The sequence below is a fragment of the Pseudomonas sp. Hp2 genome (genome assembly GCF_006386585.1).
In the GTDB taxonomy this organism is placed as follows: Bacteria; Pseudomonadota; Gammaproteobacteria; order Xanthomonadales; family Xanthomonadaceae; genus Pseudomonas_S; species Pseudomonas_S boreopolis.
In genome coordinates, this window is sequence record NZ_VAHJ01000001.1 from 847,883 (window position 1) to 862,899 (window position 15,017).

At 67.8% G+C, this 15,017-nt stretch carries 11 protein-coding genes; 4 read left to right on the forward strand and 7 right to left on the reverse strand.

The features are described 5' to 3' along the window. Positions 1–27: 27 nt before the first annotated feature. On the forward strand, positions 28–1,722 hold the full coding sequence (mqo, locus tag FD678_RS03540) for a malate dehydrogenase (quinone) (RefSeq protein WP_140719319.1): 1,695 nt from the start codon (positions 28–30) through the stop codon (positions 1,720–1,722). Positions 1,723–2,001: 279 nt separating this feature from the next. On the opposite strand, the gene pgeF is transcribed toward mqo, so the two are convergent. Continuing rightward, positions 2,002–2,778: a peptidoglycan editing factor PgeF gene (pgeF, locus tag FD678_RS03545; RefSeq protein ID WP_140719321.1), complete on the reverse strand. Its 777-nt coding sequence runs from the start codon at positions 2,776–2,778 to the stop codon at positions 2,002–2,004. A 1-nt stretch (position 2,779) separates the two neighbouring features. Next, positions 2,780–3,763, reverse strand: a complete 984-nt coding sequence (rluD, locus tag FD678_RS03550; protein WP_140719323.1) for a 23S rRNA pseudouridine(1911/1915/1917) synthase RluD — start codon at positions 3,761–3,763, stop codon at positions 2,780–2,782. 115 nt (positions 3,764–3,878) lie between these two features. Between rluD and FD678_RS03555 the strand changes: the two genes are divergently transcribed. Next, on the forward strand, positions 3,879–4,757 hold the full coding sequence (locus tag FD678_RS03555) for an outer membrane protein assembly factor BamD (protein WP_140719325.1): 879 nt from the start codon (positions 3,879–3,881) through the stop codon (positions 4,755–4,757). Positions 4,758–5,133: 376 nt separating this feature from the next. On the opposite strand, the gene FD678_RS03560 is transcribed toward FD678_RS03555, so the two are convergent. The 4 genes from FD678_RS03560 to sucC all read right to left on the reverse strand — a co-directional run bounded on the left by FD678_RS03560 (position 5,134) and on the right by sucC (position 9,802). Beyond that, positions 5,134–6,774 carry an NAD+ synthase gene (locus FD678_RS03560; RefSeq protein WP_140719327.1) on the reverse strand — a complete coding sequence of 547 codons (1,641 nt, stop codon included), beginning with the start codon at positions 6,772–6,774 and terminating at the stop codon, positions 5,134–5,136. 13 nt (positions 6,775–6,787) lie between these two features. Next, positions 6,788–7,168, reverse strand: a complete 381-nt coding sequence (locus FD678_RS03565; RefSeq protein WP_140719329.1) for an endonuclease domain-containing protein — start codon at positions 7,166–7,168, stop codon at positions 6,788–6,790. Positions 7,169–7,732: 564 nt separating this feature from the next. Further along, positions 7,733–8,608: a succinate--CoA ligase subunit alpha gene (sucD, locus tag FD678_RS03570; protein ID WP_140719331.1), complete on the reverse strand. Its 876-nt coding sequence runs from the start codon at positions 8,606–8,608 to the stop codon at positions 7,733–7,735. A gap of 24 nt (positions 8,609–8,632) precedes the next feature. After that, complete coding sequence (gene sucC / locus FD678_RS03575) at positions 8,633–9,802, reverse strand: ADP-forming succinate--CoA ligase subunit beta (RefSeq protein ID WP_140719333.1); 1,170 nt, start codon at positions 9,800–9,802, stop codon at positions 8,633–8,635. A gap of 280 nt (positions 9,803–10,082) precedes the next feature. Between sucC and FD678_RS03580 the strand changes: the two genes are divergently transcribed. Together FD678_RS03580 and FD678_RS03585 are read left to right on the forward strand one after the other, a co-directional pair. Further along, positions 10,083–11,696 (forward strand): sensor histidine kinase, encoded by a 1,614-nt coding sequence (locus FD678_RS03580; RefSeq protein ID WP_140719335.1) that lies wholly within the window; start codon positions 10,083–10,085, stop codon positions 11,694–11,696. An 88-nt stretch (positions 11,697–11,784) separates the two neighbouring features. Beyond that, complete coding sequence (locus tag FD678_RS03585; protein ID WP_177497541.1) at positions 11,785–13,167, forward strand: sigma-54-dependent transcriptional regulator; 1,383 nt, start codon at positions 11,785–11,787, stop codon at positions 13,165–13,167. Positions 13,168–13,242: 75 nt separating this feature from the next. Here the strand turns inward: FD678_RS03585 and pilB are convergent, their stop codons facing one another. Further along, positions 13,243–14,979: a type IV-A pilus assembly ATPase PilB gene (gene pilB / locus FD678_RS03590; protein WP_140719339.1), complete on the reverse strand. Its 1,737-nt coding sequence runs from the start codon at positions 14,977–14,979 to the stop codon at positions 13,243–13,245. Positions 14,980–15,017 lie beyond the last annotated feature (38 nt).

A 15,017-nucleotide genomic window follows, 5' to 3' on the forward strand; every position in this document is an offset into this window, starting at 1 on the left:
CTCCCCCTCTCCCATCCCGAGTATCCAATGAAGAAATTCATCAAGGTCCTGGCAGGCGTCGTAGTGCTGCTGCTACTGGCGGGCGTGCTGTTCCTCTATTGGCCGCTCCACGAGCGCTCGGTGCCGCCCGCCGAGAACGACAAGCCCGTGGACGTCGTGCTCGTCGGCGGCGGCATCATGAGCGTCACGCTGGCCACCTACCTGCAGGAACTGCAGCCCGACTGGCGCTTGGAACTGTTCGAGCGCCTGGACGGCGTGGCCCTGGAAAGCTCCAACGGCTGGAACAACGCCGGCACCGGCCACTCCGCCTTCGCCGAGCTCAACTACACGCCGGAGCTGCCGGACGGCTCGATCGAGACCAAGCGTGCGGTCGGCATCGCCGAGCAGTTCGAGATCTCGCGCCAGTTCTGGTCCTACCAGGTCAAGCAGGGCCGGCTGCCGGAACCGTCGGAGTTCATCAACCCGACCCCGCACATGAGCTTCGTCTGGGGCGACGACCGCATCGAGTACCTGCGCAAGCGCCACGACGCCCTGGTCAAGAACCCACTGTTCTACGGCATGCAGTTCTCCACCGACCCGGAGCAGATCAAGCAATGGGCGCCGCTGGTGATGGAAGGCCGCGATCCCAACCAGAAGGTGGCCGCGACCTACATGCCGCTGGGCACCGACGTCAATTTCGGCGTGATCACCAACGAGCTGACCCGCGCCCTGCAACGCAATCCCAACTTCAAGCTGCAGCTGCAGCATGAAGTCACCGCCTTGCGCCAGAACGACGACAAGACCTGGAACGTCACCGTCAAGGATCTCAAGAGCGGCCAGGAACACACGGTCAAGTCCCGCTTCGTCTTCATCGGCGCCGGCGGCGCCGCGCTCAAGCTGCTGCAGCTGTCGGGCATCCCGGAGGCCAAGGACTACGCCGGCTTCCCGGTCGGCGGGCAGTTCCTGGCCTTCGAGGCGCCGGCCATCGCCGAGCGCCACAAGGTCAAGGTCTACGGCATGGCCGAGACCGGCTCGCCGCCGATGTCGGTGCCGCACATCGACGCGCGCAAGCTCGACGGCAAGCCGGTGGTGCTGTTCGGGCCGTTCGCGCTGTACAGCACCAAGTTCCTGAAGGACGGCTCCTGGTTCGACCTGTACTCCTCGGTCAACCACGACAACGTGGTCGACATGCTGAAGGTCGGCAAGGACAACCTCGACCTGGTGAAGTACCTGATGCAGCAGGCCGAGCTGACCGACGCGGACCGCCAGGCCGAACTGCTCAAGTACTACCCCAACGCCAAGCGCGAGGACTGGAAGCTGATCACCGCCGGCCAGCGCGTGCAGATCATCAAGCGCGACCCGGAAAAGGGCGCGATCTTGCAGTTCGGCACCGAGATCGTGACCGACAAGGACAAGACCATCGCCGCGCTGCTGGGCGCCTCGCCCGGCGCCTCGACCTCGCCGCCGATCATGCTGGACCTGATGGCCAAGGCGTTCCCGAGGGAAATGGCCGCCGGCTGGCAGGCGCGCCTGAAGGACATCATCCCGTCCTACGGGCGCAAGCTCAACGACAGCGCGGCCCTGACCAACGAGATCCGCGGCATGACCAGCCAGGCGCTGCACCTGCCCTACCTGGAAGTGCCGGTCACTCAGGCGGATGGCGCGCCAGCACCGGCTCCGGCGGCCAAGCCGGCCGAGAAGGAGAAGAACCGCAATGCCAATCCGGAGATGCAATCGCTGTAAGTCGCAGCGCAGCTCCGGGAATCGGACCGGCCATCGCAAGATGGCCGGTTTTTTTCATGTTCCCCCGTGATCTTGCGGGATGGACTTCAGTCCCGGCGGGCTTTGGCGGCAAGCATCGGGACTGAAGTCCCTCCCGCCAACCTGTCGCCCAGCCCTTCCGGATCTAGCCGAGAGGGACCGCCCGCGCAGCGACACGTCCGGCGCCAGGCAGGCACCGTGCCGACCGAACCTGGGGTAGCGCGACCTCCACCGCCGCATCTTCCTCGAACAAGGGCGAGGTCAGCGCGCGATCCAGGCCAGGGTCGCCATGCGGCCGCTGCGGCGATCGCGGCGATGCGAGAAGAACCGCTGGGGGTCGGAGATCGTGCACAGGCCGCCGCCATGGATCGCGTCGGCCGGGACCCCTGCCGCCGCCAGTCGCCGCCGGGCCAATGCGTACAGGTCGACCTTCCAGTGCCCCGGCCGGGTCGCGGCGAAAGCCGCCCGCGCTCCCGGATCGGCATCGACGAAGGCGTGGAACACGTCCTCGCCGACCTCGTAGGCCTGCGATCCCGCTGCCGGGCCCAGCCAGGCCCGCAGGTGCCCGGGCGCGGTCCGCAGTGCGGCGACGGTGCGCTCCAGCACCCCGTCGGCCAGCCCGCGCCAGCCGGCATGCGCCGCGCCGACCTCGCTGCCGTCCGCGGCGGCGAAGACCACCGGCAGGCAATCGGCGGTCAGGATCGCCAGCACCACGCCCGGCACCGCGGTCACCGCCGCATCGGCGGTCGGTTCGGCCTCGATCCCCTGCGCCGCCGGGGGCGCCTCGAAACGCAGCACGCCGGTGCCGTGCACCTGTCGCAGCCAGTGCGGCGGCGACGGCAGCCCGGCCAGGGCCGCCAGTTCGTCGCGATTGCGCTGGACCTGGGCCGGGTCGTCGCCATCGGCCGCGTAGCGATTGCCCTGGTTGAAATGGTCGAACGGCGGCTGCGAGCCGCCTGCCCCGTGCCGCAGCGTGGTGAACGCCCGCACGCCGGGAGGCGCCGGCCAATCCGCCCGCAGCAGCGGCACGCCCGCCATGTCAGCGCCGCTCCCGCTCGGCGGCCAGCGCGGAATCCTCGCGCAGCACCGCCAGCAACCGCTGCATGTCGGCCGGCACCGGCGCGACGGCACGGACCGGCTCGCCGCTGGCCGGATGCGCGAACTCCAGCGTCTCCGCATGCAGCGCCTGGCGCTTGAAGCCGCGCAGCCCGGCGACCAGGTCCTCGGTCGCGCCCTTGGGCAGCTTGAGCGGGCCGCCGTAGAGCGGATCGCCGACGATCGGGTGCTTCAGGTGCGCCATGTGCACGCGGATCTGGTGGGTGCGCCCGGTTTCCAGCCGGCACTCCAGCGCGGTATGCGCGCGGAACCGCTCGCGCAGCCGGTAATGGGTCACCGCCTCCTTGCCGTCCTCGCGCACCGCCATCCGCAACCGGTCGCGCGGGTGGCGCTCGATCGCGGCATTGGCGGTGCCGCCGGACACCAGCGCCCCCACCACCACCGCCAGGTACTGCCGGTGCACCTCGCGCGCGGCCAGCTGCTCCACCAGCGCGGTCTGCGCCTGGAGCGTGCGCGCCACCACCATCACCCCGCTGGTGTCCTTGTCGAGCCGGTGCACCACGCCGGCGCGCGGCAGCGCCGACAGCGCCGGATCGCGGAACAGCAGGGCGTTGACCAGGGTGCCGTCCGGGTTGCCGGCGCCGGGATGGACCACCAGCCCGGCCGGCTTGTTCACCACGAACACCTGGTCGTCCTGGTACAGGATGTCCAGCGGGATGTCCTGGGGCTCGGCGTGGGTCTGGGTTTCCAGCACCGCCTGCAACCGCACGGTCTCGCCGCCGCGGACCGGGTCGCGCGGCCGGGCCGGCTCGCCGTCCAGCAGCACGTCGCCCGACTTGATCCATTCGGCCAGCCGCGAGCGCGAGAATTCAGGAAACAGCTCGGCCAGCACGGCATCGAAGCGGCGGCCCGCGGCCTGGTCCGGCACGACGGCCTGGCGCGGGGATTCGGGGAGGTTGTCGGACATGGGGAACCGGGAAAGTGAAGAGAAATCGGGACCTGGCCGGCCGAAGTCAGTCGCCGGACAGGCCACTAGGCTATTATCGCCCTTTCGTATTCCTGACGCGTCCTGCCCTCGACCCATGATCCGACGCTCCAAGCTCCACGCGCCCGTCCGCATCGCCGCCCTGCTGCTCGCCCTGGTGGTGGTCGCCACGGGCTGCCACCGCGGCGCCAAGAAGAACCCCGACGAGGGCGCGCCCGTCGAGCAGATCTATGAGAAGGCCCACGGCCTGATGGAAAAGGGCAACTGGGCCGGTGCGGAGGCCAGCTTCAAGCGCCTGATCGCCCAGTACCCGTACGGCCCGTACACCGAGCAGGCGATGATCGAGAGCGCCTACGCCCAGTACAAGGCCGGCAAGAACGAGGACGCGGTCTCCAGCATCGACCGCTTCATCCGCACCTACCCGACCCACCGCAACATCGCCTACCTGTACTACCTGCGCGGCCTGGCCAACAGCAACCGCGACACGGTGTTCCTGCGCAAGGTGTGGTCGCTCGACCCGAGCCGCCGCGACCTGTCCACCCCGCAGCAGGCCTACAACGACTTCAACACCGTCGCCGACCGCTACCCGAACAGCCGCTACGCCGCCGACGCCCGCCTGCGCATGATCGCGCTGCGCGACACGTTCGCGCAGTACGAGCTGGACAACGCGCTGTACTACCTGCGCCGCACCGCCTGGGTGTCGGCCGCCGGCCGCGCCAACTACATCCTCGAGACCTACCCGCAGAGCGCGTTCCAGTACGACGCCGTGGCGGTGCTGGCCGAGGCCTATACCCACCTGGGCAACAAGCAGCTCGCCGACGATGCCCGCCGCGTGCTCGAGATGAACGATCCGAAGCACCCCTGGCTGACCGGCGACTGGCCCAAGTACCCGTGGGCGATCCGCAAGCTGAACCCGTTCGCGGGCGAGAAGTCGGCCGCTACCGGCCAGGCCAACGCCAAGATGAATCGCAACTAGCAAAAGCGGAATTCACGCAACCATGAAAGGGGCCTCCAGGGCCCCTTTCTCGTCGCGGATCTTCATTCAGCGCCTACGGATCCTGTCTCCCGTAGGAGCGGCTTCAGCCGCGATGAGGCCTTCCCGAGGGAGCTTCCGGCCGAAGCCGCGTCCACGGCCATCGACTGGGCTGTCGCTCGATTCGGGATCCTCTGGCCAAGCGTCCGGCACCGAAGTCCTCCCACGGGACAGCCCCCAATGGTGACATCGCCTCGCGCGGCGGCGCGCCAAGCCCTATAGCTCACTGGCTTTTCTGCGGCACGAACTGAAGTCCCTCCCGCAGGAGCATCACCCGGCACTGGCAGTCCCCCAGAAGAAGGGGCTTTCGCCCCCTCTTTCACTGCCCGCGATAGCCGTTGGTGATCGGATAGCGCCGTTCGCGCCCGAACGCCCGCCGCGACACCTTCGGCCCCGGAGCGGCCTGGTGGCGCTTCCATTCGTTGATCCGCACCAGGCGCAGCACGTGGTCCACGGTCTCGGCGGCATACCCGGCGGCGACGATGTCCTCGCGCGACTGCTCCTGGTCCACGTAGCGGTACAGGATGCCGTCGAGCACGTCGTAGGGCGGCAGCGAGTCCTGGTCCTTCTGGTTCTCGCGCAGTTCGGCCGAGGGCGGGCGCGCGATCACCGCTGGCGGGATCACCGGCGCGCCGCCCACCGTGTTGCGCCACTTCGCCAGCCCGAACACCTCGGTCTTGTAGAGGTCCTTCAATGGCGCATAGCCGCCGCACATGTCGCCATAGATCGTCGCGTAGCCGACCGCGTATTCGCTCTTGTTGCCGGTGGTCAGCAGCAGCCCGCCGAACTTGTTGGACAGTGCCATCAGGATCACGCCGCGGCTGCGCGACTGCAGGTTCTCCTCGGTGATGTCCGGCTCGGTGCCGGCGAACAGCGGCCCCAGCGATTCCAGCAACCCCTTGAAGGCCGGCTCGATCTGCACGGTCTCCAGCCTCACCCCCAGCGCGCGGCACTGTTCCTCGGCCAGGTCGTTGGACAGCCCGGCGGTGTAGCGCGACGGCAGCCGCACCGCGGTGACGTTGTCCGCCCCCAGCGCATCGACCGCGATCGCCAGCACCAGCGCCGAATCGATGCCGCCGGACAGGCCCAGCCACACCTTCGAAAATCCATTCTTGCGGCAGTAGTCCTGCACCCCGCGCACCACCGCGCGCCAGGCCAGCGCGTCCATGCTCTCGTCGCCGTCGTCCATCCACACCACCGGCGCGAAGCGGCGCTCGCCGGCGGCGTAGTCCACCACCAGCCATTGGTCGGTGAACGCCGCCGCGGCCGGATGCACGGTGCCGTCGCCGTCGGCGACCACCGACGCGCCGTCGAACACCAGCGCGTCCTGCCCGCCGACCACGTTGAGGTAGGCGATCGCCGCACCGCTCTCGCGCGTGCGCTCGGCGAGCAGCGCGTCGCGCTGCGCATGCTTGCCGCGCTCGAACGGCGATGCGTTCGGCACCAGCACCAGTTCGGCGCCGTTGCGCACGGTATCCGCCAGCGGCTCGGAGAACCACAGGTCCTCGCAGATCACCAGGCCGACCGGCACGTCCTTGACCTCGAACACGCAGCTGCCGCCATCCGGATCCACGTCGAAGTAGCGGCGCTCGTCGAACACCGCGTAGTTGGGCAGTTCGCGCTTGCGGTAGGTCTGCGCGATACGGCCTTCGCGCAGCACGCTGGCCGCGTTGTAGACCACCGCGCCCGCGCTCTGCGGCCAGCCGACCACCGCGACGATGCCCTTCGCGGCCGCGGCGATGCGCTCGATCGCCTCCGCGCAGTGCGCCAGGAACCCCGGCCTCAGCAGCAGGTCCTCCGGCGGATAGCCGCTGACCGCCAGTTCGGGAAACAGCACCACGTCGGCGCCGAACTCGTCGCGCGCGTGGCCGATCATCTCGATGATGCGGTCGGTATTCTGCGCGACGGCGCCTACCGGGAAATCGAACTGGGCCAGGGCGATGCGAAGGGTCTTGGACATGTCGGGCAGCCTTTCACGGGATGCCGCCGTGCGGCGGCCGATATGGGATCGGGCGATGTTCCGCCAACCATCGTGCGATCTCGCCGCAGACCGTGTCGGTATTCGCCAACGCCTCATTATTCCAGAACCGCAGGACCGCGAAGCCCTCGCCCGCCAGGAAAGCGTCGCGCCGGGAATCCGCCTGGCAATCGAGGTGCTGGCTACCGTCGAGTTCGATCACGAGCCGCCGTTCCAGACAAGCGAAATCGACCACGTACGGACCGATCGGGCATTGGCGGCGAAACTTGCAGCCGAACAGGCGGCGGTCGCGCAGCCTGTACCAGAGCCGACGCTCGGCGTCGGTCATCCGGCCGCGGAGAACTCTGGCGGATGAGGTTTTCTGTCCGTTGCGCATCCCGCCCTTTCCTTGCAGGAGATGCATGAGGATCGAACGGCGAGCCGAGGCGCGGGATCGGAGGAGGCGGGAATTTGATGTAGGGAAGCGCCCTCACCCCTACCCCTCTCCCGCAAGCGGGAGAGGGGAAAAGCCCGCCGGCTCCTGCTCCTTCTTGCTGGGGAGAAGCTCGCCGACTCCTTCTTCCTCTTGCTGGGGGGAAGCTCGCCGACTCCTTCTTCTTGCTGGGGAAAAGCTCGCGGCTCCTTTTCCCCTTGCCGGAAGTGAAAAGCTCACGGCTCCTTCTCGCCCTTGCTGGAAGGGAAAAGCTCGCAGGCTCCTTCTCACCTCAAGACTCGCGACTTCCTCCTCCCCGCTGGAAGGAAAAACTCGCTACCTCCTTCCCTCGCGGAAAGGGGAAAACCCGCGGCTCCTTCCTCCTTCGTGGAAAGTGAAAGCTCGCGATTTCCTTCTCCCGCTCGCGGGAGAAGGTGCCCGAAGGGCGAATGAGGGCCACCGCCTTCGCCCCATGAAAAAAGGCCGCCCGGAGGGCGGCCTTCCAAAAAGCTGCAATGCAGCGCCGGCTTACTTCACCAGCGCAGCGATCGCCGCTCCCAGGTCGCCCGGCGAGCGGACGGTCTTGACGCCCGCCGCTTCCATCGCGGCGAACTTGCCTTCTGCCGTACCCTTGCCGCCCGAGGCGATCGCACCGGCATGGCCCATACGCTTGCCGGCCGGCGCCGAGGCACCGGCGATGAAGCCGACGACCGGCTTCTTCACGTGGTTCTTGATGTACTCGGCACCGGCTTCCTCGGCGTCGCCGCCGATCTCGCCGACCATGATGATGCCTTCGGTCTGCGGGTCTTCGTTGAACAGCTTCAGGCAGTCGACGAAGTTCAGGCCGTTGATCGGGTCGCCACCGATGCCGATGCAGGTGGACTGGCCCAGGCCGACCTCAGTGGTCTGCTTGACCGCTTCATAGGTCAGCGTGCCCGAGCGCGAGACGATGCCGATCTTGCCCGGCTTGTGGATGTGGCCCGGCATGATGCCGATCTTGCACTCGCCCGGGGTGATCACGCCGGGGCAGTTCGGCCCGATCAGCACGGTGTCCGGGTACGAACGGGTCAGCACGTTCTTCACGCGCAGCATGTCCAGCACCGGGATGCCTTCGGTGATGCAGACGATGACCTTGATGCCGGCCGCAGCGGCCTCCAGGATCGCGTCGGCCGCGAACGGCGGCGGGACGTAGATGACCGACGCGTCGGCGCCGGTGTTCTGCACGGCATCGGCCACGGTGTTGAACACCGGCAGCTCGAGGTGGGTGGTGCCGCCCTTGCCCGGGGTGACGCCGCCGACGACCTGGGTGCCGTACTCGATCATCTGGGTGGCGTGGAAGGTGCCCTGCTGGCCGGTGAAGCCCTGCACGATCACCTTGGTGTTCTTGTTGATCAAAACAGACATGGGAATTTCCTTCGGTGTCGTGGATCAGGCGGCTTTCTTGACCGCTTCGACGACCTTCTTGGCGCCGTCGTTGATGTTGTCGGCCGGGATGATGGCCATGCCGCTGTCGCGCAGCAGCTGCTTGCCCTCTTCCACGTTGGTGCCTTCCAGGCGCACCACGACCGGCACCTTGACGCCCACTTCCTTGACCGCGGCGATGATGCCCTCGGCGATCATGTCGCAGCGGACGATGCCGCCGAAGATGTTGACGAAGATGCCTTCGACCTTGTCCGAGGACAGGATCAGCTTGAACGCCTCGACCACGCGCTGCTTGTTCGCGCCGCCGCCCACGTCCAGGAAGTTCGCCGGCTCGCCGCCGTTGAGCTTGATGACGTCCATGGTGGCCATGGCCAGGCCGGCGCCGTTCACCATGCAGCCGATGTTGCCGTCCATGGTGACGTAGTTGATGTCCAGCTCCGAGGCGATCACCTCGGTCGGGTCTTCCTGGGACTTGTCGCGCATGGCGACCAGTTCCTTGTGGCGGAAATTGGCGTTGTCGTCGCTGTTGAACTTGCCGTCCAGCGCGTACAGGTTGCCGTCGTCCAGGATCGCCAGCGGGTTGATCTCGACCAGCGCCAGGTCCTTCTCGTTGAAGATGCGGTACAGGTTCACCATGATGTTGGCGAACTGGCCGGCCTGCTTGGCGGTCAGGCCCAGCTTGAAGCCGATGTCGCGGCCGTGGTAGCCCTGCACGCCCTCGACGAAGTCCACGTTCAGGGTGTGGATCTTCTCCGGGGTCTCGGCGGCGACCTGCTCGATCTCGACGCCGCCCTCGGACGAGGCGATGTAGGTGATGGTCTTGGTACCGCGGTCGACCAGCACCGACAGGTACAGTTCCTTGACGATCTCGCCGGCGGTGGTCACCAGCACCAGGTTGATCGGCAACTCGACGCCGGCGGTCTGGTAGGTGGCCATCTTGGTGCCGAGCATCTTGGCCGCCGCGGCCTTCACGTCGTCGACGGTCTTGCAGAACTTGACGCCGCCGGCCTTGCCGCGGCCGCCCGCATGGATCTGCGCCTTGACCATCCAGGGGCCGGCGCCCAACGACTTGGCGGCTTCGACCGCTTCATCCGGAGTCGCCGCGACCTTGCCGGCCGGGACCGGGATGCCGTATTCGGCAAGCAATTGTTTTGCCTGGTATTCGTGGAAATTCATGCGTCACCGTGGGAAAAGGAAACGACCGTCCGGTACCACGGCGACCCTGCCTTGCAGGGCTGCCTGACGTGCTCGGGCGGGCCGCCTATTGTCGCCGACGAGCGGCTGCGGCGCAAAATCGGGCATTCCCGGCGACTTTGCGCGAGCGAGTTCGGGCCCGGCGGGCGCCAGCGCCAGCGCATCGGACCCAGGCACCGCCCATAACGGCCTGGCCCGGCAAACCACGCCATCGACACGCCCCTATACTCCGGCTCCTGCCAGCCAGAAGGGGAGTTCCGGCTTGTCACCCAGCGCCTCGCTCATCGACCGGATCGAGTCCGTACCCCGGCGCGAGCTCTATTTCTTCGCCCTGTATCGGGTGCTGGTCGCCGGCCTGCTGGCCGCGCTCGTCTTCAGCCCGTTGTCCATGCTGGTCGGCAAGCCGCTGCATCCCGGTCTGGCACAAGGCGTCACCACCGCCTACCTGCTGCTGGCCATGCTGTTGCTGTTCTGGGGCCGCAACGATCGCTGGCTGACGCCGATCGTGGCCTGCAGCACCGCGGCGGACATCCTCGCGGCGACGCTGGCGATCCATGCCTTGCCCAGCGCCAGCGCCGGCATCGCGATGATGCTGCTGTTCAACGTCGCGGCGGCCGCGATGCTGCTGCCGCTGCGCTACGGCCTGGGCATCGCGGTGTTCGCCGGCATCGCCACCGTGCTCGAGTACGCCTGGACCCAGCTCGACGGCGACGCCAGCAACCGGACCTTGGCCGAGCTCGCGATGTTCGTCACCAGCTACCTGGCATTGGCCTACATCTGCCACCAGATCGGCCAGCGCGCCCGCAACAACCAGGCCCTGGCCGAACGGCGCGGCGCCCAGGTCGCCAACCTCTACGAGATCAACGAATTGATCATCCGCCGCATGCGCACCGGCGTGCTGGTGGTGGACGCGCGCAATCGCGTCGCGCTCGCGAACGAGGCCGCCGCCGCCCTGCTCGGCGACGCCGACGGCCACGCGGGCGCTGGCCAGCTCGAACTGACCAGCGCCGCGCCAGAGCTGGCCCGGCGCCTGCAGCGCTGGCGCAACGGCTGGACCCAGGACGAGGCACCGCTGCAGCTTTCCCCCGACCAGCCGGAAGTCCAGCCGCGCTTCGCCCGGCTGCTGGCCGACAGCGACCTCACACTGGTCTTCCTCGACGACGCCACCGTCGTGTCGCGGCGCGCCGAATCGCTGACCCTGTCGGCGATGGGCCGCTTCTCCGCGAGCCTGGCCCACGAGATCCGCAATCCGCTGGCGGCGATCAACTATGCCGCACAGTTGCTGGAAGAATCGACCGCGATCGGCGATGCCGACCGCCGCCTGCTGCAGATCATCCACCAGCAGTGCCTGCGCACCAATGGCATCGTCGAAAGCGTGCTCGGCCTGGCCAGGCGCGAGCGCGCCAATCCCGAGAACCTCAACCTCTCCGCGTTCGTGCGCCGCTTCGTGCTGGAGTACCGGCAGACCCTGTCGATCGAGACCGACAGCCTGGAAGCCATCACCAGCCAAGCCACCGTGCAGGCGCTGGTCGACCCCAAGCACCTGCACCAGATCCTTACCGCCCTGGTGCACAACGCTCTCAAGTACGGGCGTACGATGGACGAGCCCGCGCGCGTCAGGTTGCGCGTGGCTGCGCAGGACCGCAGCGCGGTGGTCGACGTGATGGATCGCGGTCCCGGGATTCCCGACGCGGTCGCCGCGCAGCTGTTCCGCCCGTTCTTCACCACTTCCGAGCACGGTACCGGGCTTGGCCTGTACATCGCCCGCGAGCTCTGCCGCGCCAACCAGGCCCGGCTCGAGTACGTGGCGGTTCCTGCGGGCGGCGCCTGCTTCCGGGTGATCCTGCCCGGGCCGCATACACTGGCGCCGCCATGATTCCGACGAACAGCCCCGAAACGACGCCGCGCGGCATATTCCGGCAGAATTTGTCGTCATCGTTCGCGCCGATCTATCTTTGTCCCCCATGAACGAAAGCCGAAGTGCCCTCGTCGTCGACGACGAACGCGACATCCGCGAACTGCTGGTCCTCACGCTCGGACGCATGGGCCTGCGCGTCAGCACCGCCGCCAATCTCGCCGAAGCGCGCGAACTGCTGGGCAGCAACCGCTTCGACCTGTGCATCACCGACATGCGCCTGCCCGACGGCAACGGCATCGAGCTGGTCACCGAGATCGCCCGCCACCATCCGCACACGCCCGTGGCGATGATCACCGCGTTCGGCAGCATGGACCTCGCGGTGGAAGCGCTGAAGGCCGGCGCCTTCGATTTCGTCAGCAAGCCGGTCGACATCCATGTGTTGCGCCGCATGGTCAAGCACGCGCTGGAATTGAACAACAGCGAGCGCCCGGCCCCGCCACCTCCGCCGCCGGAGCAGGCCAGCCGCCTGCTGGGCGACTCCCCGGCGATGAGCGCGCTGCGCGCCACCATCGCCAAGGTCGCGCGCAGCCAGGCGCCGGTCTACATCCTCGGCGAATCCGGCGTGGGCAAGGAACTCGTTGCGCGCACGATCCACGAGCAGGGCGCGCGCGCTGCCGGCCCGTTCGTCCCGGTGAACTGCGGCGCGATCCCCGCCGAGCTGATGGAAAGCGAGTTCTTCGGCCACAAGAAGGGCAGCTTCACCGGCGCCCACGCCGACAAGCCCGGCCTGTTCCAGGCCGCCAGCGGCGGCACCCTGTTCCTCGACGAGGTCGCCGAACTGCCTTTGCAGATGCAGGTCAAGCTGCTGCGCGCGATCCAGGAAAAATCCGTGCGCCCGGTCGGCGCGTCCGCCGAGGTCCCGGTGGACGTGCGTATCCTGTCGGCCACGCACAAGAATCTCGGCGAGCTGGTCGCCGACGGCCGCTTCCGCCACGACCTGTACTACCGTATCAACGTGATCGAACTGCGCGTGCCGCCGCTGCGCGAGCGCGGCGACGACCTGCCCCATCTCGCGGCCTCGATCCTGGCCCGCCTGGCACGCAGCCAGGGGCGGCCGATGCCCCTGCTCTCGCCTTCCGCGCTGGACGCGCTCGGACACTACGGCTTTCCCGGCAACGTGCGCGAGCTGGAGAACATCCTCGAACGGGCGTTGGCCCTGGCCGAAGACGACCAGATCAGCGCCAGCGACCTGCGCCTGCCCCAGCACAACGCGCCGCGCCTGCCCGGCGCATCGGCAGAGCCCGCCGAAGCCGTCGTCGACATCGACCCGGCGAAGGCCGCCCTGCCCTCCTACATCGAGCAACTCGAACGCGCGGCGATCCAGAAGGCGCTGGAAGAAAACCGCTGGAACAAGACCCGCACCGCGGCCCAGCTCGGCATCACCTTCCGCGCCCTGCGCTACAAACTGAAGAAGCTGGGGATGGAGTAGGGAACAGCCATCCCTTCTCCCGCGCGGCGGGAGAAGGTGACGCGAAGCGCCGGATGAGGGCAGGACTGGCCCGCCTCAATCCTTCGTCACCCGGTTGATCTCGGCCAGTCCGGTCACCCCCTGCACCACCTTCAGCAGCGCCGACTGGCGCAGGTCCCTCACCCCGAGCTTCTGCGCAGCCTCGGCGATCTGCAGCGCATTACCTCCTGCCAGCACGATCGCGGCGATCTCGTCGGTCATGGGCATCACCTGGTAGATGCCGGTGCGGCCCTTGTAGCCTTCGGTGCACTCGTCGCAACCGACCGGCTCGTACAGGTCGAAGCCGGCTTCGATCTGCTCCAGCGTGAACCCCTCGGCCAGCAGTGCGTTGGCCGGCAGTTCCGTCTTGCGCTTGCAATGCGGGCACAGGCGGCGCGCCAGGCGCTGGGCGATCACCAGCGTCACCGACGAGGTTATGTTGTAGGGCGCGATGCCCATGTTCATCAAGCGTGCGATGGTCTGCGGCGCATCGTTGGTATGCAGCGTCGACAGCACCATGTGGCCGGTCTGCGCCGCCTTGATTGCGATTTCCGCCGTCTCCAGGTCGCGGATCTCGCCGACCATGATCACGTCCGGGTCCTGGCGCAGGAACGAGCGCAACGCGGCGGCGAACGTCATGCCGCGCTTGTTGTTCTGCTGGACCTGGTTCACGCCGGGAAGGCGGATTTCGACCGGATCCTCGGCCGTCGAGATGTTGCGGGTCTCGTCGTTGAGGATGCCCAACGCCGTGTACAGCGACACCGTCTTGCCCGATCCGGTCGGGCCAGTCACCAGCACCATGCCGTACGGCTTGTGGATGGCCTCCAGGAACAGCTTCTGCTGGTCCGGCTCGTAGCCCAGCTTGTCGATGCCCAGCTTGGCCGCGCTGCCGTCCAGGATGCGCAGCACGATCTTCTCGCCGAACAGGGTCGGCAGCGTGCTAACGCGGAAATCGATCTGCTTGGTCTTGGACAGGTTTAGCTTGATGCGGCCGTCCTGCGGCACGCGCTTCTCGGCGATGTCCAGCTGCGACATCACCTTCAGGCGCGCCGCGATGCGCTCCTTCAACTTGACCGGCGCCCTGGCCACCTGCTTGAGCAGGCCATCGATGCGGAAGCGGACGCGATAGTCGTCCTCGTAAGGCTCGAAATGGATGTCCGAAGCCCCGCGGCGGATCGCGTCCACCAGCACCTTGTTGACGAACTTCACGACGGGCGTGTCGTCGCCCTTCGCGTCGATGCCGGCATCGCCGCCGGCCCCCACGTCCTCGTCGCCAACCGCGACGTCGAGATTGTCGATGCCCTCGTCGTCGTCGCCGAGCGCCGCCCCCAGGACGCCGTTGCTCGACTGCCACTGCTCCAGCGCGCGCCGGATCTGGTCCTCGTCGACCAGGATCGGCTCCACCGCCAGGTTGGTGTGGAACTTGATGTCGTCCAGCGCGCGGGTCTGGGTCGGATTGCTGACCCCCACGAACAGCCTGTTGCCCCGCTTGAACAGCGGCAACACCTGGTGCTGCTGCAGCAACTCCTCGCTGACCAGCCTCATCGCGCTCTGGCTGGCATCGAAGGCCGACACGTCGAGCAAGGGCATGCCGAACTCGACCGAGTTGGCCGCCGCCAACTGGGCCGCGGTGGCCAGCTTCTTCTCCGCGAACCACTGCGGCAGCGGGACCTTGGCGACCGCGGCCTGGTCCATGGCGGACCGCGCGGCAGCCTCGTCCAGGACCCCATCCTGGACCAGACGCCGGGCAATGCCGGTGATGCCGACAAGATTGACGGATGCGAGTGCGTTCATTGGCGGTTTCCCCTGACTGCTAGACAAAGATACCGCAT